Genomic DNA, 18,996 nt, shown 5'->3' on the forward strand with positions numbered 1-18,996 from the left:
ATAAGACTATTTTACTATCTTGAAAGGCCAACTGAAGATACCACCCATATCATATACATTTTCGTATCCATTTTTGACAAGAAACCTTGCTGCTTGAGCACTTCTTGCTCCGCTGGCACAATAAACAACAATAGCTTGGCTTTTGTCTGAAGGAAGTTCAGCCAGATTATTAGGTATTTCATGAACCGGCAGAAGATTGCTTCCCGGTATATGTCCTTGATTATGCTCGTCAACTGTGCGCACGTCTATCAAAAGCGGTGGATTTTCCTGTTCAAGCCATTCCTTTACTTGCTGTGGTTTGATTCTCTGAACACTTGCTGCTGTGTTGAAATTATTTCCATGAATAGCTGTTCTGAATGATTCAAATAAACTTGACATATTATTAGTCTCCTATCTTTTTTAAAAAATTATTTTACCAACCGACAATAGTATTGTTCGGCAAAAAAATTTGTTTGTGTATTCTGCTTTATTGTCATATAACAATTACATTGATATGATATAGCATGAATGTTTTTTATTCTGTGATCTGATCACAATAAGCCATTGCTTTTGGACTTTTCACGGATATTGCAAATAAAGTGGAGGAATAATAATGGGTGAATTAATGTCCGGTCTTGGCAAAGCTGTTTTATTTGATTGTGATGGTGTTCTGGTTGACTCTGAGCCTGCTTTGGCAAGGGTAGCTGCACTTGCACTGGCTGATTTTGGTGCTCCGGCAAGTCCTGATGACTTTAAGCCTTATATAGGCATGGGCGAAGAAACCTATCTGGGTGAAGTTCTGAAAAAATATGGCGTTGAATTTACTGCTGATATCAAGGCACATGTCTATGAAAAATATATTGAACATGCTCCTGATTTTGTTGAACCGTTTGCAGGCGTTACTGATCTTCTTCATAGTCTTAAAGCACAAGGCTATCGTCTTGCCGTTGCCAGCAGTGCCGATATGGTCAAGGTAGAAGCAAATCTAAAAGTTCTCAATCTTCCGGATAATCTTTTTGATGCCGTAATTACAGGTAGCGATATTGAGAGGAAAAAACCTTTCCCGGATATTTATCTGCTGGCTGCTGAAAGATGTAATACTGATCCTGCAAGATGTTATGTAGTTGAGGATGCTGTCAGCGGAATTAAAGCAGGTAAAGCTGCCGGCATGACCTGTATTGGTTTTACTTCGGCGCATTCTGCAGATGAATTAACAGAAGCAGGTGCTGATCATATTATAGATAATATGAGTAAAGTTTCTGATCTGGTTTAATTGATTAATTCTAAATAATCACTACCTTGTTATTTAAGTTTTACAAGCTGCTAAGTTTAAACAAAGGGGCTGTCTCAAACGAGATAGCCCCTTTCGATTACTTCTGTTGTAGATAGATTCTGCTTATACGTTAAACAGCATATCGGAATAAGAAGGGATCGGCCAGTACTTGGCATCAACAAGAGTTTCCAGTAAATCTGAATCTTCGCGCAACTCATTCATTGTTGCAAAAACTTCGTCCCGATAAGCTTTTGCCTGAGCTACTGTATCTTCATGCATAGAAGATGCTGTTTCTACCGCCTTCTCGAGCTTATCCAGATTCTTATTGAAAGAAGAAAGTGCCTGACTTATCTTTTGGAAAAGATTTTTCTCTACTTCAGCTCCGCCATTTATAGCATCGATCATGGCAATTTCAGAAGCCAGTTTACTGCGATAACTAATTGCAGCAGGCATAATCTGTCTTTTAGCCATCTCCAACATTGTTAAAGCTTCAATATTGATTGTTTTGATATATATTTCATACTGTATCTCACAACGTGAATCCATTTCAACTCTTGAAAGAACGCTATGCTTTTCCATCAGGGCCTTATTCTTTTCATCACGAATAACAGCAATTGCATCAACTGTAGTTCTGATATTTGGTAAACCTCTTTTTTCTGCCTCGACAACCCATTCATCAGAATAACCGTTACCATTAAAAATAACTCTTTTATGATTTTTGATGGTTTCGCGGATGATTTCATCAACTTCGGCAGTTGTATCATCAATTTTTTCAAGTCTTTCTGCATATCTGCTCAGAATTTCAGCAACAATCGTATTCAATGTAAAATTACACTGCGCTATTGATTGAGATGATCCAACCATTCTGAATTCAAATTTATTGCCAGTAAAGGCGAAAGGAGATGTTCTGTTACGATCAGTACTATCTTTGAATAAATTTGGCAATGATGCTGTTCCAAGACTAAGTATACCACCAGACTTACAACTGGTTGCTTTGCCTGTTTCGATCTGTTCCAGAATATCTGTAAGCTGATCGCCAAGGAATATTGAAATAATTGCCGGAGGAGCTTCGTTAGCACCTAATCTATGATCATTTCCAGGGCTTGCAGCTGATATTCTAAGAAGATCAGCATACTCATCAACTGCCTGGATTACGGCACTTAGGAATAAAAGGAACTGTTGATTTTCGTGAGGTGTTTTACCTGGTTCCAATAGATTCTGACCATCATCAGTGCTCATTGACCAGTTATTATGTTTTCCTGATCCGTTAACACCGGCAAAAGGTTTTTCGTGCAATAAGCAGACCAGACCATGTTTGAGAGCAATTTTTTTCATAGTTTCCATTGTCAGCTGATTATGATCAGTAGCAATATTGGTTGTACTGAAAATAGGAGCCAATTCATGCTGTGCAGGAGCAACTTCATTATGTTTTGTTTTTGCAGAAACTCCCATTTTCCATAATTCAGCATCCAGATCAGCCATATAAGCTGCAATTCTATCTTTTATCTGACCGAAATAATGATCTTCCAGATCTTGACCTTTGGGCGGTTTGGCACCAAATAATGTGCGCCCTGTCATTATAAGATCCTTGCGTTGATCATAATACTTTTTATCAATCAGGAAATATTCCTGCTCTGGCCCTACTGTAGTTGTTACTTTCTTTACCTGAGTCTGACCCAGCAAATGAAGTATTTTTACAGCCTGATTGCTAAGTGCATCCATTGAACGAAGCAGAGGCGTCTTTTTATCTAATGCCTCACCTGTATAAGCACAAAAAGCTGTGGGAATATAAAGCGATTTATCTTTAACAAAAGCAGGAGAAGTACAATCCCAGGCTGTATAACCACGAGCTTCAAAAGTTGCTCTTAATCCTCCCGAAGGAAATGAAGAAGCATCAGGCTCGCCCTTGATTAATTCTTTGCCACTGAATTCCATAATGATTTTGCCATCAGACGTTGGAGAAATGAACGAATCATGCTTTTCTGCAGTGATTCCTGTCATAGGCTGGAACCAATGCGTAAAATGTGTAGCACCTTTGCTGATAGCCCAGTCTTTCATTGCTGATGCAACCACTTCCGCGACCTGCGGATCTAAAGTTTTACCTGCTTCAATGGTTTTGCGCAGTGCCTGATAAGTCGCCTTTGGCAAGGTCTGACGCATAACAGAATCATTGAATACATTTGATCCGAATAATTGGCTTAGAGATGTTCCACTAGCATTTTCAAAAGTTTGTAACATGTTATGAACCTCCTTTGGTTGCATTTCGGTGAGCTGCGGCGATCATATCTGACCAGATATTTGTATAAAAAAAACGTTCCGCTTCCTACTTAAAGGAAACACGAAACGTCCTCGTTTTCGCCGAAATATCCGTCAGTCCTATCCGATCTGATGAATCACCGATGCATTTACATCGTTTTCTGCTTTTATTCTAACACAAAATGCAAGAAATGCAATAGTGAATTGCATAAAGTTGTGGTTATAAACATAAATGTTTTTTAGCTGTTATGATGATGCTATAACCCTAAAAGCTTATTTTAGAGTGTTTTTAGGCAAAAAAACAAAGAGAATTATATTTTTAGCATACAATTCTCTTTGCTGATTTTATTTGTGTGTGAAATGTTAAGATGTGTTTGTTGCAAAAGCGAGTTGATCTTTTACAAGTTAAGGATTTATGACCATAAGATTTTAATTATTTTACTAATTCTTCAGCCTGCGCTACAACATTATCAACAGTAAATCCGAATTCTTCAAATAATTTACCAGCAGGAGCAGATGCTCCGAAATGATCAATACCAATAACTTTGCCTTCAAAACCGACATAACGATACCATGGCATAGTAGCACCGGCTTCTATAGCGACTCTCTTTTTGATAGATGAAGGAAGCACCGCTTCTTTGTAATCATCACTTTGTTCTTCAAAAAGTTCTAAGGAAGGCATTGATACTACACGAGCAGCAATTCCTTTTTCTTGCAGAGCTTTTTGTGATTTCATAGCCAGTTCTACTTCAGAACCGGTAGCGATGAGAATAATATCTGGGTTTTCAGCATCAGATAATACATAGCCACCTTTTAAAGCTTCTTTGCCACTATTTTCATAAGTAGGTAAATTCTGTCTGCTCAAAACAAGACAGGTTGGCCCTTCATTGGTAAGCGCTGCCAGATAACCAGCAGCTGTTTCTTTGCCGTCTGCCGGGCGATACACTCTGACACCAGGTGTTGCTCTTAGAGCTGCCAGATGTTCGATTGGCTCATGTGTTGGACCATCTTCTCCAACACCAATACTATCATGTGTAAGAACATACATAACAGGTGCTTTCATTAAAGCACTCAATCTTAATGATCCTTTCAGGTAATCACTGAAAACAAAGAAAGTAGCACAGAATGTACGAAGACCTCCGTGCAAAGCAAGTCCGTTTGCTGCTGCTGCCATTGCAAATTCACGAACCCCATAATGTATGTTGGCACTCTCATAGGATCCTGGAGCAAACCAGCCTTTTCCTTTTAATTCTGTCTTGGTAGAAGGTGCCAGATCCGCACTGCCGCCAATAAGATTAGGCAAACGATCGGCCAGTCTGTTCAAAATAACTCCGCTGGTTGCGCGAGTTGCCTGTGATCCTTCAAAAGACCAGAATTCTTCGTCATTTAACAGGTCTGGCAATTCATTATTATTGCAAGCTTCAAATTCTTTTGCCAGTTCAGGATATTTTTCCTGCCAATTATCAAAGACTAACTGCCATTCTGTCTGTTTGTTTTTCAGATCTGACTGTTTTTCTTTAAGATAATCTTCCAGTTCAGAAGGCAAAGTAAAAGCTTCTTTTTGAGGCCAGTTCAGAAGTTCTTTGGTTTTTTCAACATTTTCAGCACCAAGTGGCTCACCATGTGTTTTGGCAAGTCCAGCCAGAGGTGATCCGAACCCTATCTCTGTTTTTACAACAATCATTGAAGGTTTATCTGTTTCAGCTTTAGCGGCTTCAATTGCTTTGGCAATCGCTGCACGGTCATTACCGTCATCGATATGAACAACATGCCAACCGTAGGCCTCATGGCGTGCTCCTACATCTTCCGTAAAAGCAACATCGGTATTTCCTTCAATTGAAATATCATTGTCATCATAAAAAACAATCAGTTTTCCAAGCTTAAGAGTTCCGGCTAATGAAGCGGCCTCACTGGAAATTCCCTCCATCATACAACCATCGCCGACAAGAGCGTATGTATAATGATCAACAATTTTACCATCTTCACGATTAAAGCGAGCTGCCAGATGAGCTTCTGCCATTGCCATACCTACAGCAGTTGCAATACCCTGACCAAGAGGGCCGGTCGTAGTTTCAATACCAGTTGTATGACCGTATTCAGGATGCCCGGGAGTTTTACTGTCCCATTGACGGAAAGACTTCAGATCTTCCATAGTCAATCCATAACCAAAAAGATGTAACAGAGAATAGATCAACATAGACGCGTGGCCTGCACTTAAGACAAATCGATCGCGATTAACCCATTTAGGGTCTGCAGGATTGTGCGACATGTGATTAGCCCACAGCTCATAAGCCATAGCGGCAGAGCCCATAGGTAATCCTGGATGACCAGAATTGGCCTTTTGAATACTTTCAGCAGACAGAATACGAATTGCATTTACTGCCAACTGGTCTAGACGTTGTGTGTCAGACATAGGTTTCACCTCCGAGTATTTTCGATAAACATCACCTCTCATTATACACGAAATTAAATGACGACAAAACAAGAGAGTAAAAAAAGAATCAAATTTATATGTTAAAATGTAAATAATAAATTATTTTTCAGTTGGATATTGCCTGATTAGATGTGATATGAACAGTTGACGTTTTTGAACAGTTGCTTTTCAAATGGTTACTATAAGCAGGGGGGCTTGTATGGAGTCATCAGTTATTCAAGATATTTCACTTGGTGATGCATTGGCAGTTTATATGCTTGCCCAAACCGAAATTATTTACCTGAAAATGCAGATTATTAAAGATAGTAAATTCAGCCAGCATATAGAAAAAACAGATGATGTGCATGATCTTCGCACATCTTCTCGCAGATGCCTTTCAATAATTCAAGGACTAAATTCCTTTGTTGAATCACAAACTGCTGAGTTTATGACTGAATCTTTTAAAAAAATACTAAGAAAAACCGGGAAACTCAGAGATTACGATGTTATGATCAGTTTTTTATCAAAAACAGAATTAAATGCTGAGGATTGTGAAATTCAGAAAACAGAGTGTCAGGAATTATGCGATTATCTAAATATAAAAAGAGAAAAGTCATGGCAGGAACTTTCTGACTTCATTAATTCGGATAATTTTTCAATCAGCATGCGAGAATTACGGCTCATTATTTCTTCTCCTGAAGCAGCGCGCAGAATTTCCTGTAGCCTTAGCCCTGGCAAAAGTGAATATAAAATGAATAATATAGCTCCGGCAGTGCTTTTTAGAGCGGCTGCCGATATAAATGCTTTTTCTCAGTTAAAGCAAGCAGATCTTCACAGACTTCGTATAGCCTGCAAAAAAATGCGTTACCTGACGGAGTTTTTTTCCTTTTACAGTGAAAACAAAAAATCTTTTTTGATTGATAAAATAAAAAAACTTCAATCAGAGCTGGGAATATGGCATGACATTTATTTTTTAAAAAGTACATTGAAAAAACTAAACAATAGAACAGGTAAATATTCAAATCTATGCAAGTCTGTAGATGTTCTAGAGCAACAATTACAAAAAAAAATGACAGATCAGCTGGCTGCTGCTGATCTGTCAAAGCTTAATAATCAAATAGTTACTTGGTTACAATTATAATATGTGATATCAGATATTTGGAATAACCGGCGGTGCGAATACACGGGTTGCCATTTGATCATCAATATTAAGCAGTGCATTTGTGTTTTCGCCGGCAAGTGTCAGCCTATCGATCATATCATTAGCATTACCTTCTTCTTCTACTTGTTCGGTTATGTACCACTGCAGAAAAATATACGCCGCATGATCATTTACCTTCATTGCAATAGTCGCAAGATTATTTATAGAATCTGTAACAAATTGTTCATGTGCAAGAGTATTTTTGAAAATATCCAACAGATCTGTCCAATCTCCGCTGGGGTCGTCGATAGCCTTAAAAGTAACAGGCTGACTTCTTGTTTGCATGTACTGGTAAAATCCTTGTGCATGAGCTAGCTCTTCAAGATACTGAACATACATCCAGTTGGCAGCTCCCTTGAAACCCTTGTCTGAGCACCAGTTTGACATTGCTAGATAAAGGAAAGCGGAATAGTATTCTTTGTTAATCTGATCACTGATTGCATTTGCTAATTCTGAATTCATAATTATTACCTTCTTCCCATATTATTGCTTGTTTTGACAGTATTACAAGATTCTGTTTAATTATAAGGTACTATCTTAACAACCGCCAACAGAAATGTTACAAAAAAAATGTTTGTGTAAGGTTATCATGTTATGGTATGAAAAAGAATCACTTTATATCAATTTTTGCAATTTTAGGCCGATAAGATTGCAAAATTAAACAAAGCTTTTATAATAGAGAGGTAAAATAACAAAAGAAGCGAGACAAAGGGGGCTGCGTTTTTGTTCAAAATATTCAAAAAACAGGATTTGAATCCATCTGTTGTTCTGATGCAGATAGAATCACCGGAAATTGCCAGAAAGGCACAACCGGGACAGTTCATCATTCTCAGAGTTGATGATGAAGGCGAGAGAGTACCACTGACTATAGCTGCATACGATGCAGTCGAAGGTACAGTTACAATAGTTTTTCAGATTGTAGGGAAAACAACAAAACAGTTATCCGAAATGAAGCAGGGAGATTATCTGCTCGATTTTGTAGGTCCTTTAGGTGTGCCGACTCATTTAGAGGGCTATAAAAAGGTTGCTGTTATTGGAGGAGGTCTGGGATCAGCGATTGCATGGCCGCAAGCAAAAAAACTTTATCAATCAGGTGCCCAGGTAGATATGATCTGTGGTTTTCGCAATAAAGATCTGATCATTCTAGAAGAAGAAATGAAAGAATCATGCAGTCGTCTGTTTATAACCACTGATGATGGTTCTAACGGTAAACAAGGTTTTGTAACAGACACTTTAAAAACTTTAATTGAAAGCGGAAATTCATATGATCTGGTTATAGCAATAGGTCCTTTAATAATGATGAAATTTGTTAGCAAACTCACTTTGGAATACAATATTAAAACCCTTGTAAGTATGAATCCGGTAATGGTTGATGGTACGGGAATGTGCGGTGGCTGCAGGGTTACTGTTGGCGGGGAAACAAAATTTGCCTGCGTTGACGGCCCTGATTTTGATGGACATCAAGTTGATTTTGATGAAGCGATGCGCAGACAGCAGTTTTATAAAGAAGATGAGAAAACTTCTTTGGATAAACATGCCTGCCGATTGACAGGGGAGGTACGCAATCATGCCTAATCTCTCACAGAAGAAAGTACCAATGCCTGAGCAGGAGCCAGAGATAAGAAATAGAAATTTCCATGAGGTTGCAACCGGATACACTGCTGAAATGGCAAAAGAAGAGGCTGAGCGTTGTCTTCAGTGCAAGCATAAACCTTGTATGGAAGGATGTCCTGTCAGGGTGAAAATTCCAGAATTTATTAAACTGGTAGCAGAAGGAGATTTTGCTGCTGCTTATGATGCGATAGCTACAACAAACAATCTTCCTGCAATATGCGGTAGAGTATGCCCTCAGGAAAATCAGTGTGAAGAACTTTGTGTACGCACCAAAAAAGGAGAATCTGTTGCTATTGGCAGATTGGAAAGATTTGTTGCAGACTGGTATATGGCAAACAGGCAAAGTGAAAAACTTCAAATTGAAAACAATGGTAAAAAAGTTGCTGTCATAGGTTCCGGACCGGCAAGTCTGGCTTGCGCCGGAGATCTGGCAAAAATGGGATATGCTGTTACCATGTTTGAGGCTTTTCACGTACCAGGCGGTGTTCTGATGTATGGCATACCTGAATTCAGATTGCCCAAGGCTCTTGTTCAAAGAGAAATAGCTAATCTTAAGAATCTAGGTGTCGAAATAAGAACAAATATGGTTATAGGCAAGATATATGATATAGATGAGCTTATGCAGGAACAAGATTATCGTGCTGTATTTATAGGCACAGGCGCAGGTCTGCCTTCCTTCATGAAAATACCTGGTGAAAATCTCAACGGTGTTTATTCTGCAAATGAATTTTTGACCAGAATAAATCTGATGAAAGCATATAAATTTCCTGATTGTGATACTCCGGTAAAAGTTGGCCGCAGAGTTGCTGTTATAGGTGGTGGCAATGTAGCCATGGATGCCGCCAGAAGTGCCAGAAGACTAGGTGCTGAAGAAGTTTATATTGTTTATCGCAGGTCTGAAGCTGAATTGCCTGCCAGGATTGAAGAATATCACCATGCTAAAGAAGAAGGCATAAAGATGAAACTTCTAACAAATCCTACTGCGATTTTAGGTACAGAAGATGGCTTTGTTAAAGCTCTGCAATGTGTAGAAATGGAATTAGGAGAACCTGATGCAAGTGGACGACGCAGACCTGTAGTTAAAGCTGATTCTCAATTTGAAATTGAAATGGATACAGTAATTATGGCTATAGGTCAGAGTCCAAATCCTTTGATAAAATCAACAAAAGGTCTGGAAACTCAGGATTGGGGCGGTATAATTGTAGATGATAAAACGATGGCAACCAGTAAACCAGGTGTATATGCAGGTGGTGATGCCGTGACAGGTGCTGCAACTGTAATTCTTGCCATGGGTGCCGGTAAGCAGGCGGCTGAAGCAATAGATAAATATCTCAAGGGCTTCTCTGAAGATCCCGAAAATCCGGCCTGTTTCTTTGCTGTAACCAAACCAGAAAATTAAATAACTTACAAAACCCGGCCAGAGAATGAGCCGGGTTTTTTTGTAATTTAAGATAGTTCAATTGTGTAGTATATGTACTATTTAGCCACTAAGGTATAAAATGATTTGTAAAATCAACCGCTGTTTTAAGATTAAGTGATAAGGAGATTACACTATGCGATATGCAAGAATTATGTATAAAGGCAATCCCGAATGGGTTATGATAGACGACAATTCAACCCATATTCTTGATGCCCCACCTTATTATGGCGGCTTGCCTATCAAATCAGAGATAGACTTGGAAAAATGCGTTTGGCTGGCTCCCTGCAAACCCGGCAAAATAGTTGCTGTCGGGAAAAATTATAAGGATCATATAAAAGAATTAAAAAATGATACTTTAATGCCGGATACCCCTATTCTGTTTATTAAACCTTCCGGTACTGTTATCGGGCCAAATCAAAATATTATTTTACCTCCAGAAAATACCAGCAAAAGAGTTGACTACGAAGCTGAACTTGCTTTTGTAGTTTCACATAAGGCAAAAAATATCAGTGTTGAAGATGCAAGAAAGTTTATTTTGGGATACACCTGTTTAAATGATGTAACCGCAAGGGATATACAGGAAACAGATGGACAATGGACAAGAGCAAAATGCTTTGATACTTTTGCACCGATAGGACCCTGGATAACAGATGAAATAAATCCTAATGATGTGGAAATTATCTCCAGACTTAATGGTGAGATAAAACAGCAGGCAAGAACATCAATTCAGATCTGGAATGTTTATGAGCTGCTCTCTTTTATAAGTCATATGATGACTCTTGATGCAGGAGATGTTGTAACAACTGGAACACCTGCCGGTATAGGTCAGTTGAAAGCCGGTGATCAGATAAGTATCCAGATTGAAGGCATTGGTGAATTAAATAATAGTGTTATGACTCAATAAAAGCCTTTTTTATTTTTGCTTATTTCAATATGTCTTTGCTCTTGACTTTATAGTGACAAGGGTATATTCTAAAATTGTCCGTGCTCGAGCACGGGCGAAAGAGGGTAGAAATATTATTTGTCATCCGAAAATCAAAAAGTCCTAAACAAGATTGAGAATGTGCATGACAAAATATTGGTGAAGGGAGGTTAAATAATTAATGGGCGTTTCGATTAAACAGATTGCCGAGATGGCAGGCGTTTCCAGAGGGACAGTAGATAGGGCACTCAATGATCGTCCTGGAATAAATCCTGATGTCAAAAAACATGTGCTTAAAATAGCAGATGAACTTGGTTATAAATCGAATCGTGCCGGAAAACTTCTAGGCTTACATAAAACATCATTAAGGATAGGCATACAGATGCCTTCTGAAGGTAATGATTTTTTCGAGGCGATTACTGAAGGTCAAAAAAAAGCTCAATCTGAACTTTCAGACTTCCGACTTAAATTATATTGGCGCACTATGAAAGGCTTTTCAGCAAAAAAGCAGTCTGAGCAGATTGACGAACTATTGGAAAAGGGTATTCAGGCTCTTGCTCTGGTACCTATAGATCATGAGCTTATACACAATAAACTTAGAGAACTAAATAAAAAAGGAATTCCTGTAATAACATTTAACACAGATATAAATTCTGAAATTAGTGACATAGAGAGATTATGTTATGTTGGGAATGACTATTATAAAAGTGGTGCTGTTGCTGCAGGTATTTTAGGGAGAATAGCGGATGGCAGGCAATACAATGTTATTGTTCTGACAGGATCTGTGCAGATGCTTGGACATAATCAGAGAATACATGGATTCCATCAAGTTTTGAAAAATACTTTTCCCAATATAAAGGTAAAAGACATTTTTGAAACAGAAGATGATGATAAAAAAGCCTACCAAATAATGTGTGAATATATTCAGAATATGCAGATTTGTAATAATATCTTTCCTCTTGACGCAGTTTATATAACTGCCGGTGGTGCATCTGGATGTTGCAGAGCTATAGTTGAAGCAGGTTTGCAGCACAAAGTAAAAATAATTGGGTTTGACCGCACTCCCAGTATAGAGCAATATCTTCGTGATGCTGTGATGACTGCAGCGATTGAGCAGGAACCTTATATGCAAGGCTATTTGCCAATAAAAATGCTATTCGATTATCTTTTAGATAATACCAGACCCCCGATTTGTCACTGGACAAAAAATGAAATAGTTATAAGTGAAAACATGTGAACAAGAAAAAAGGAACAACCAAAGGCCAAAAAGGCAAAATGAAAGTGAGGTTTTACTATGTCAGAATTCTATCCAGGTATCAAAAAAATAGGTTATGAGGGAAATCAATCCGACAATCCACTAGCGTTTAGGTTTTATAATCCTGATGAAATGATTGCTGGTAAAAGTATGCGTGATCATCTGAGATTTGCTATGTCATACTGGCATACAATGGTTGCAGAAGGATCAGATATGTTCGGCAATGGAACTTTGTCAAAAAAATACGGTTCTTCAGATCCGATGGAAAGTGCAAAAAACAAAGCTTATGCTGCTTTTGAACTTATGGATAAGCTTAGTATAGATTTTTATTGTTTTCATGATCGTGACATTGCTCCTGAGGGATCAAGTCTGGCAGAATCAAATGCACGCCTTGATGAAATAACAGATATTTTACTGGATCTGCAGAAAAAATATGATAAAAAACTTCTTTGGGGTACTGCCAATTTATTCTCAAATCCTCGTTATGCACATGGTGCAGGAACTTCTCCAAGTGTAGACGTATTTGCTTTTGCCGCTGCTCAGGTAAAAAAAGCAGTTGAACTTACGGTAAAACTCGGTGGTGAAGGATATACTTTCTGGGGTGGACGTGAAGGCTATGAAACACTTCTCAACACAAAAATGGGTATGGAGCTTGATAATCTTGCCAGATTAATGCATTTGGCAAAAGATTATGCTCGCAGCATTGGCTTTAAAGGTGATTTTTATGTTGAACCTAAACCTAAAGAGCCTTCCAAGCATCAGTATGATTTTGACTCAGCAACTGTTATCGGTTTCCTGCGCAATTATGGTCTTGACAAAGACTTTAAGCTCAATATTGAAGCTAATCATGCAACCTTAGCCGGCCATTCTTTCCAGCATGAGCTAAGACTGGCTCGTGAAAGCGGTTTCTTTGGATCAATCGATGCAAATCAGGGAGATATGCTGCTGGGATGGGATACCGATCAATTCCCAACCAATATATATGACACTGTTTTTGCCATGTATGAACTGCTTAAAGCAGGTGGATTTACCAAAGGCGGCTTGAACTTTGATGCTAAAACCCGCCGTGCTTCTAATACTAATGAAGATATTTTCTATAGCTATATTGCTGGAATGGATACTTTTGCTCTTGGCTTGAAAATGGCTCAGAGAATTATAGAAGACGGACGTATAGATTCATTCACTGATGAACGTTATGCCAGCTGGAATCAGGATATGGGACAGAAAATAATCAAAGGCGAGATCAGTATTGATGAGCTTGAAAAATATGCTCTGCAGATGGGTGATGTTAAAGTTGGCTCAGGTAGACAGGAATATCTGGAAGGTATACTTAATTCGATGCTTTTTGCCTGATAATGCTTTATGCACTGATTATTTGCCATATTTTCATGTTACTGATAAGATTTCCGTATCTTATTATAATTTCAAAATAACAAGAATGGGAAAGGGGGCGACCTGTGAGAACAGGTCAGCACATTATGACAAAACAAGTTTGCCTTATAGGAATAGATGTTGGAACATCTGGTGTGAAAGTTCTGGCATTAGCGCAGGACGGACAGATTCTTGCTACGGCGATAGAAGAATATCCTCTTTATACGCCACAGACTGGTTGGACAGAACAGGATCCAGAAGACTGGTGGCAAGGAACACTGAAAGCTTTAAAAGCTGTTTTACCAAAATGTGATAATTACGATATCAAGGCAATCGGTTTTTCTGGTCAGATGCATGGTATGGTTGCTATGGATTCAAATGATCAGGTAGTCAGAAATGCTATTCTCTGGAATGATCAGAGAACAGAAAGTCAGTGCCAGGAAATTACAGAAAAAGCTGGTGGTCTGGATTCTCTTCTTAGTTACACTAACAATCAGATGCTGACAGGATATACCGGCGGCAAAATTCTTTGGCTAAAACAACAGGAACCAGAAAATTATGCGAAGGTAAAAGTTGTTATTAATCCAAAAGATTATATTCGCTTTCGCCTGACAGGTAAAAAAGTAACTGATGTTTCGGATGCTTCAGGCTTTGGCTTTTTTGATGTAAAAAACAAAAAATGGAATGAAGAGCTGATAAAGTTAGCTGGCCTGGACATTGATATTTTCCCTCCTGCAGTGGAATCAACTGACATCACCGGTGAGGTTTCTGCCGCAGCAGCGGAGGAAACAGGTCTGCCACAAGGTACGATGGTTTCAGGCGGTGGAGGAGATGCTGTTATTTCTACCACCGGGCTGGGGCTTGTAAAGCCTGGCCGTGTCGCTGTTACTCTTGGGACATCAGGCGTTGTAGCAATGGGTTTGCCATCATTCATGGATAATCCACAAGGGAGCCTGCAGCTTTTCCGTGGCAACAGCCCAGGAACCTTTACTGCTATGGGTGTTACCCTTGCTGCTGCCGGATCATATCACTGGTTCAGGAATGCTCTGGGACAACAAGAGATCGAACAGGGTAAACAGATAGGCAAAAGTTCATTCTATCTGTTGGATCAGGCTGCTAAAGCAACTAATGCCGGTGCCGACGGACTGATTTACCTGCCTTATCTGACAGGTGAACGTTGTCCGATTAATGATCCTGCCGCCAAAGGTGGATTCCTGGGGCTTACCTCACATCATACGAAGGGACATTTCGCCAGAGCTGTGTTAGAAGGTGTTGCTTATTCCCTGCGTCAGGTCTATGATCTTATAGCTGACGGTATGGGTGATACTCTTCAAGGATCAGGTGAAGTTGTTCTTGCTGGAGGAGGTGCTGCAAGTCCTCTGTGGCGTCAGATTTTCGCTGATCTTTTCCAGATGCCGGTAAGGACTGTATATGGTTCTGCCGAAGGCGGATCTTTCGGAGCTGCTCTCGTAGCCGGCGTTGCGGCAGGAGTATGGCCTGATCTGGCGGCAACTGTGCCATTGATCAAACCTGAAAGTGAGACTTTGCCCAATCCTGCAAACAAGGACACATATGAGAAACTTTATCAACGCTATGTACGCATGTATGATGCTTTGAAATGGAGTTTTGAAGATTGAGTTTAATTTTCTGAAATTTTAAGGAGAATGATTCAATCATTAATATCAATAGTATTTTTGTCAAAAGGCTGTTTCTTCAATTTGAGGAAACAGCCTTTTACATGTGGTGTGCCACGCATGGCACTTTACTTGACGGTGAGAGTCCGTTATGGGGGTATGTAGCGACCAACCATTAGCTAAAGTAAAGGCAAGGCAAGGGTATCCATTGCGAGGTGGAATCTGAAGGAAGCATAGAATCCGATGGGTTCATTGAGGCAAAGTTCCGGGATCTAAAGCATAACTCATGACATTATCAATTAATCTTGGATTGTCCCGTGCATAGCAGTGAATAGAGTTAATGGCAGCAGGTCAAGTTCCAGACAAGGATATCAGAATAATCCTTTGAAGTGTCTTTATATCAACACATTTGACGATTTAAAGCGATAACGTTGTCTGGCACCAAGTGCCAGACAGGCCTATTTGCAACAATGCCGAAAACCGCTGGTATTAGTATGTTACTGGTTGATACAACAGATTTGACTGTCTGGCACTTGGTGCCAGACAGGCCTATTTGCAATAATACTGAAAACCGCTGAAATATAGGCTTTTTAACGATTTTACCTACTTTATTTGTCTGACCCCTAATAGTTGTCGTAGCAAAAATGCAGAAAGGAACCCTTAAATGGAACCTGAAAAAAATAAGCAACGACACATAGTAGACCGTTCGAAACGCCATCCCAAGAGAATCAAGGATGCAGTACTGAGAATGATGCTGCCACTGGAGAATTTAGACAACACAGAAATTCACCAAATTGTTGATATCCCAGTTGATACAATAAAAAAGTGGTGCTCGAAGTGGAAAGTAGCAGGTAAGCTGTTTTTTTCAAACAAGCCGGATATCTCAGTTTAATGGAAATTTATTCTAATTCGTGAACTGTAAACTTTGGAATCGCCGTATACCGAACGGTACGTACGGTGGTGTGGGAGGTCTCCCGGTCAAATAATGACCGGGGTCCTACCCGATTGCAAAGAAGCAGCTTGTTAATTTCTTGAGATTAATAGCAAATAGTTACAAAAAAAGTCAATAATTGGCTTATACAGAACTTTCTATATGGTTTATAAATTGTGTAAGGATAAATTTTATGCATTTTCACTTTGTATAAGAATGAAATCAAATTATTAATGAAGTCAAATTATCAACTTGAGGAGGATTTTATGAATTCAAAAGAATTAGTTCTGGCTGCTATTAAAAATCAGGAAACGGAAAGAATACCCTGGGTGCCTTTTGTCGGCTGTCATGCTGCAAAACTTATCGGTGTAGACGCAGACGAGTACTTTAAATCAGCAGATCTGATTGTAAAAGGAATGGAAACTGCGGTAGAACGGTATAGACCTGATGGTATTCCGGCTTTATTTGATCTCCAGATTGAAGCAGAAGCAATGGGCTGTGAACTTCAATGGGCAAAATCAAATCCTCCGGCAGTAAGCACACATCCTCTGGAAGAAGGTGGTAAAAGTCTATCTGAAATAAAAATACCTACTGAAAAAGATGGACGATTCCCAATAGTTTTAGATGCCATGCGCCGTATTTGTAACGGTGTGGGTAAGGAAAAAGCTATTTATGGTCTTATTACCGGACCTTTTACCCTCGCTTTGCATTTGATGGGAACAGATATTTTCTATAATATGATCGATGAGCCGGAGCTGGTTCATGAATTGATGGAATTTGCGACGAAAGTTGCTATTGAAACCAGCCGTATGTATCTTGAAGCTGGTTGTGACATTATTGCTGTCGTTGATCCCATGACTTCACAGATATCTCCAGATAATTTCACCGATTTTGTTACGCCTTATATGACAAAGGTTTTTGATTATATTCGTGAACAAGACAAACTGGGAACACTTTTTGTCTGTGGAAATGCAAAAAATAACATTGAAGTCATGTGTCAATGTCATGCACATGGATTGTCAATTGATGAGAATATTCCACTCGATTATGTTCGTGATGTCTGTCAGAAATATGATATGTCTTTTGGCGGAAATATAAAACTGACTGTCACCATGCTTTTTGGAACACCAACCGATAATGTAAATGATGCTATGAACTGCATGTCAATAGGTGGCAAAAAAGGGTTTGTGCTTGCTCCCGGATGTGATATGCCTTTTGATGTACCACCTGAAAATGTCGAAGCTGTTTCAGCTCTTGTTCATGATGAAATTGCAGAATTCATGGAATCATCTAATCCGCTTGAAGGCGTAGAGGTATCTTTAGCTGATTTTTCTGACAAATCCAAAGTATATATTGATGTAATAACTCTTGATTCAGAATCATGTGCTCCCTGCCAGTATATGATGGAAGCTGTTTATACCGCCGCCAGAAAATTAGGCGATGCAATTGAATATAAAGAACATAAAATAAAAGATAAAGCCGGTGTGGTAGCTATGATGAAATTAGGTGTCAGCAATGTTCCTACGATTGTTGTTGATGGTCAGATTAAATTTGTCTCCATCATTCCTGATGAAGCAACATTTATGCAAGTTCTAAAAGACGCTATGGCTGCCAAGGGTTTGTAATAAAGAAAGGTGCCTGACAAAGAAAGTAAAACAAAGGGTGAAAATGTTGTGTTTTCACCCTTTTGTATGGCACCAAGTGCCAGGCACACATATCAGAAGAATCTGTTGAAATGACTTCAGCTTAACAAATTTGAAGAATTTAATTAAAACCCTTGTATGGAACTTGGTGCCAGACAGGGGTTTTAGCTAGTGCGGTTATTATGTCCTAATTCCATTGACACTCCCCATAGCAAAAGATTCCTTACAAATTTTTTTTGAAATCCTGTCACAAAATGGTCATCTAGATCGTTATAGTTTATAGAGGAATAAATCATAGGAAAAAAGCCTAGTGATAAAAGCTCTATATTAAATTTATAAGAGAAAGAAGGTAGAAAAATGATTAATAATCCAAACGGTATAAAAAACAGTTATGTGAAAGAAAGTCTAATACTAGCTTTTGCTATTATCGTTGCAGGAGTGAGTTTGTACATATCTATTGAATCTGTTTTTGATTATTCGAGAAGTTTCTTTACTAGTATCAGTGCTTCTTTAGACTGCCTATTTCAAGACATTGAAAATGTAGTTAAAGGTTTAAAGAATTGAATCTATCTGGGTGAATTTTAGAATTTTCTAAAAATTCTCTAAAAAAACTTTTAAAATTTCCTGTCACAAAATGCTTTTGTCGATCGTTATAGTTTATAGAGGAATAAATCATAGGAAAGGAGCCTAGTGATAAAAGCTCTATATTAAATTTATAAGAGAAAGAAGGTAGAAAACTGAATCATAAGGCACATTTAATAAAGAAGTCATTCACCGAGTTAACGGCAACAGAAAAAAGCCGTTAGGAACGGACTAAGAAGAAAATAATGTTGAGCCTTACCTATACAGGAACCGGCTCATGAACCTTGACAACTACATAACCAAACTTTTTTGCCAGTCTCTGGAACTGTTCTTCCGGAGACAATATAACCATAGGATTTTTAAGAGATTCCTCATATAGCTCTTTTGAGAAAAGCTCTCCTCTGGACAAAAGTGTATAAATGACGGAAAGCATCATACGAGCGATGGCGATAATTGCTTTCTTATGTCCCCGTCTATGCTTGAGTACTTGATAACGTTGTCT

At 38.8% G+C, this 18,996-nt stretch carries 15 protein-coding genes and 1 pseudogene; 11 read left to right on the plus strand and 5 right to left on the minus strand.

The features are described from left to right. Positions 1 to 6: 6 nt before the first annotated feature. Entirely contained in the window at positions 7 to 378 is a 372-nt protein-coding gene (locus AC0KSB_RS15775; protein ID WP_472310891.1) for a rhodanese-like domain-containing protein, read from the minus strand. Positions 379 to 592: 214 nt separating this feature from the next. On the opposite strand from AC0KSB_RS15775, the gene AC0KSB_RS15780 reads away from it, so the two are divergent. Further along, entirely contained in the window at positions 593 to 1,252 is a 660-nt protein-coding gene (locus tag AC0KSB_RS15780) for an HAD family hydrolase (RefSeq protein ID WP_472310893.1), read from the plus strand. A gap of 123 nt (positions 1,253 to 1,375) precedes the next feature. Here the strand turns inward: AC0KSB_RS15780 and AC0KSB_RS15785 are convergent, their stop codons facing one another. Together AC0KSB_RS15785 and tkt are read right to left on the minus strand one after the other, a co-directional pair. After that, positions 1,376 to 3,490: a glutamine synthetase III family protein gene (locus AC0KSB_RS15785; protein ID WP_472310895.1), complete on the minus strand. Its 2,115-nt coding sequence runs from the start codon at positions 3,488 to 3,490 to the stop codon at positions 1,376 to 1,378. 451 nt (positions 3,491 to 3,941) lie between these two features. Then, positions 3,942 to 5,921: a transketolase gene (gene tkt, locus AC0KSB_RS15790; RefSeq protein ID WP_472310897.1), complete on the minus strand. Its 1,980-nt coding sequence runs from the start codon at positions 5,919 to 5,921 to the stop codon at positions 3,942 to 3,944. Positions 5,922 to 6,141: 220 nt separating this feature from the next. Here tkt and AC0KSB_RS15795 point away from each other — a divergent pair, with 220 nt between their 5' ends. Then, positions 6,142 to 7,062, plus strand: coding sequence for a CHAD domain-containing protein (locus AC0KSB_RS15795; RefSeq protein ID WP_472310899.1), 921 nt, complete (start codon positions 6,142 to 6,144; stop codon positions 7,060 to 7,062). A gap of 9 nt (positions 7,063 to 7,071) precedes the next feature. On the opposite strand, the gene AC0KSB_RS15800 is transcribed toward AC0KSB_RS15795, so the two are convergent. Continuing rightward, positions 7,072 to 7,584, minus strand: coding sequence for a ferritin (locus tag AC0KSB_RS15800; RefSeq protein ID WP_472310901.1), 513 nt, complete (start codon positions 7,582 to 7,584; stop codon positions 7,072 to 7,074). 261 nt (positions 7,585 to 7,845) lie between these two features. Here AC0KSB_RS15800 and AC0KSB_RS15805 point away from each other — a divergent pair, with 261 nt between their 5' ends. From AC0KSB_RS15805 to AC0KSB_RS15845, 9 genes are all read left to right on the plus strand, one after another. Further along, on the plus strand, positions 7,846 to 8,697 hold the full coding sequence (locus AC0KSB_RS15805; RefSeq protein WP_472310903.1) for a sulfide/dihydroorotate dehydrogenase-like FAD/NAD-binding protein: 852 nt from the start codon (positions 7,846 to 7,848) through the stop codon (positions 8,695 to 8,697). Further along, on the plus strand, positions 8,690 to 10,135 hold the full coding sequence (gltA, locus tag AC0KSB_RS15810; RefSeq protein ID WP_472310905.1) for an NADPH-dependent glutamate synthase: 1,446 nt from the start codon (positions 8,690 to 8,692) through the stop codon (positions 10,133 to 10,135). Before AC0KSB_RS15805 ends, gltA begins: the two co-directional genes overlap by 8 nt. Before the next feature lie 154 nt (positions 10,136 to 10,289). Further along, positions 10,290 to 11,060, plus strand: a complete 771-nt coding sequence (locus AC0KSB_RS15815) for a fumarylacetoacetate hydrolase family protein (protein WP_472310906.1) — start codon at positions 10,290 to 10,292, stop codon at positions 11,058 to 11,060. A gap of 199 nt (positions 11,061 to 11,259) precedes the next feature. Next, positions 11,260 to 12,315 (plus strand): LacI family DNA-binding transcriptional regulator, encoded by a 1,056-nt coding sequence (locus AC0KSB_RS15820; RefSeq protein ID WP_472310908.1) that lies wholly within the window; start codon positions 11,260 to 11,262, stop codon positions 12,313 to 12,315. A gap of 57 nt (positions 12,316 to 12,372) precedes the next feature. Then, positions 12,373 to 13,686, plus strand: a complete 1,314-nt coding sequence (xylA, locus tag AC0KSB_RS15825; RefSeq protein WP_472310910.1) for a xylose isomerase — start codon at positions 12,373 to 12,375, stop codon at positions 13,684 to 13,686. 104 nt (positions 13,687 to 13,790) lie between these two features. Then, positions 13,791 to 15,341, plus strand: coding sequence for a xylulokinase (gene xylB, locus AC0KSB_RS15830; protein ID WP_472310912.1), 1,551 nt, complete (start codon positions 13,791 to 13,793; stop codon positions 15,339 to 15,341). Between the two features lie 661 nt (positions 15,342 to 16,002). After that, entirely contained in the window at positions 16,003 to 16,230 is a 228-nt protein-coding gene (locus AC0KSB_RS15835) for a hypothetical protein (RefSeq protein ID WP_472310914.1), read from the plus strand. 305 nt (positions 16,231 to 16,535) lie between these two features. Further along, entirely contained in the window at positions 16,536 to 17,894 is a 1,359-nt protein-coding gene (locus tag AC0KSB_RS15840) for a uroporphyrinogen decarboxylase family protein (RefSeq protein WP_472310916.1), read from the plus strand. A 375-nt stretch (positions 17,895 to 18,269) separates the two neighbouring features. Beyond that, positions 18,270 to 18,476, plus strand: a complete 207-nt coding sequence (locus AC0KSB_RS15845) for a hypothetical protein (RefSeq protein ID WP_472310918.1) — start codon at positions 18,270 to 18,272, stop codon at positions 18,474 to 18,476. A gap of 277 nt (positions 18,477 to 18,753) precedes the next feature. On the opposite strand, the pseudogene AC0KSB_RS15850 reads toward AC0KSB_RS15845, so the two are convergent. Next, positions 18,754 to 18,996, minus strand: a pseudogene (locus tag AC0KSB_RS15850) (IS110 family RNA-guided transposase); the annotation flags it as partial.

This window comes from Ercella succinigenes (assembly GCF_900002895.1).

Coding starts and splice junctions, on each gene's coding strand:
- AC0KSB_RS15815 (WP_472310906.1), top strand. CDS start 10,290: ATGCGATATGCAAGAATTATGTATAAAGGCAATCCCGAATGGGTTATG.
- tkt (WP_472310897.1), bottom strand. CDS start 5,921: ATGTCTGACACACAACGTCTAGACCAGTTGGCAGTAAATGCAATTCGT.
- AC0KSB_RS15795 (WP_472310899.1), top strand. CDS start 6,142: ATGGAGTCATCAGTTATTCAAGATATTTCACTTGGTGATGCATTGGCA.
- AC0KSB_RS15845 (WP_472310918.1), top strand. CDS start 18,270: ATGATTAATAATCCAAACGGTATAAAAAACAGTTATGTGAAAGAAAGT.
- AC0KSB_RS15800 (WP_472310901.1), bottom strand. CDS start 7,584: ATGAATTCAGAATTAGCAAATGCAATCAGTGATCAGATTAACAAAGAA.
- AC0KSB_RS15820 (WP_472310908.1), top strand. CDS start 11,260: ATGGGCGTTTCGATTAAACAGATTGCCGAGATGGCAGGCGTTTCCAGA.
- AC0KSB_RS15785 (WP_472310895.1), bottom strand. CDS start 3,490: ATGTTACAAACTTTTGAAAATGCTAGTGGAACATCTCTAAGCCAATTA.
- AC0KSB_RS15840 (WP_472310916.1), top strand. CDS start 16,536: ATGAATTCAAAAGAATTAGTTCTGGCTGCTATTAAAAATCAGGAAACG.
- AC0KSB_RS15780 (WP_472310893.1), top strand. CDS start 593: ATGGGTGAATTAATGTCCGGTCTTGGCAAAGCTGTTTTATTTGATTGT.
- gltA (WP_472310905.1), top strand. CDS start 8,690: ATGCCTAATCTCTCACAGAAGAAAGTACCAATGCCTGAGCAGGAGCCA.
- AC0KSB_RS15775 (WP_472310891.1), bottom strand. CDS start 378: ATGTCAAGTTTATTTGAATCATTCAGAACAGCTATTCATGGAAATAAT.
- xylA (WP_472310910.1), top strand. CDS start 12,373: ATGTCAGAATTCTATCCAGGTATCAAAAAAATAGGTTATGAGGGAAAT.
- AC0KSB_RS15835 (WP_472310914.1), top strand. CDS start 16,003: ATGGAACCTGAAAAAAATAAGCAACGACACATAGTAGACCGTTCGAAA.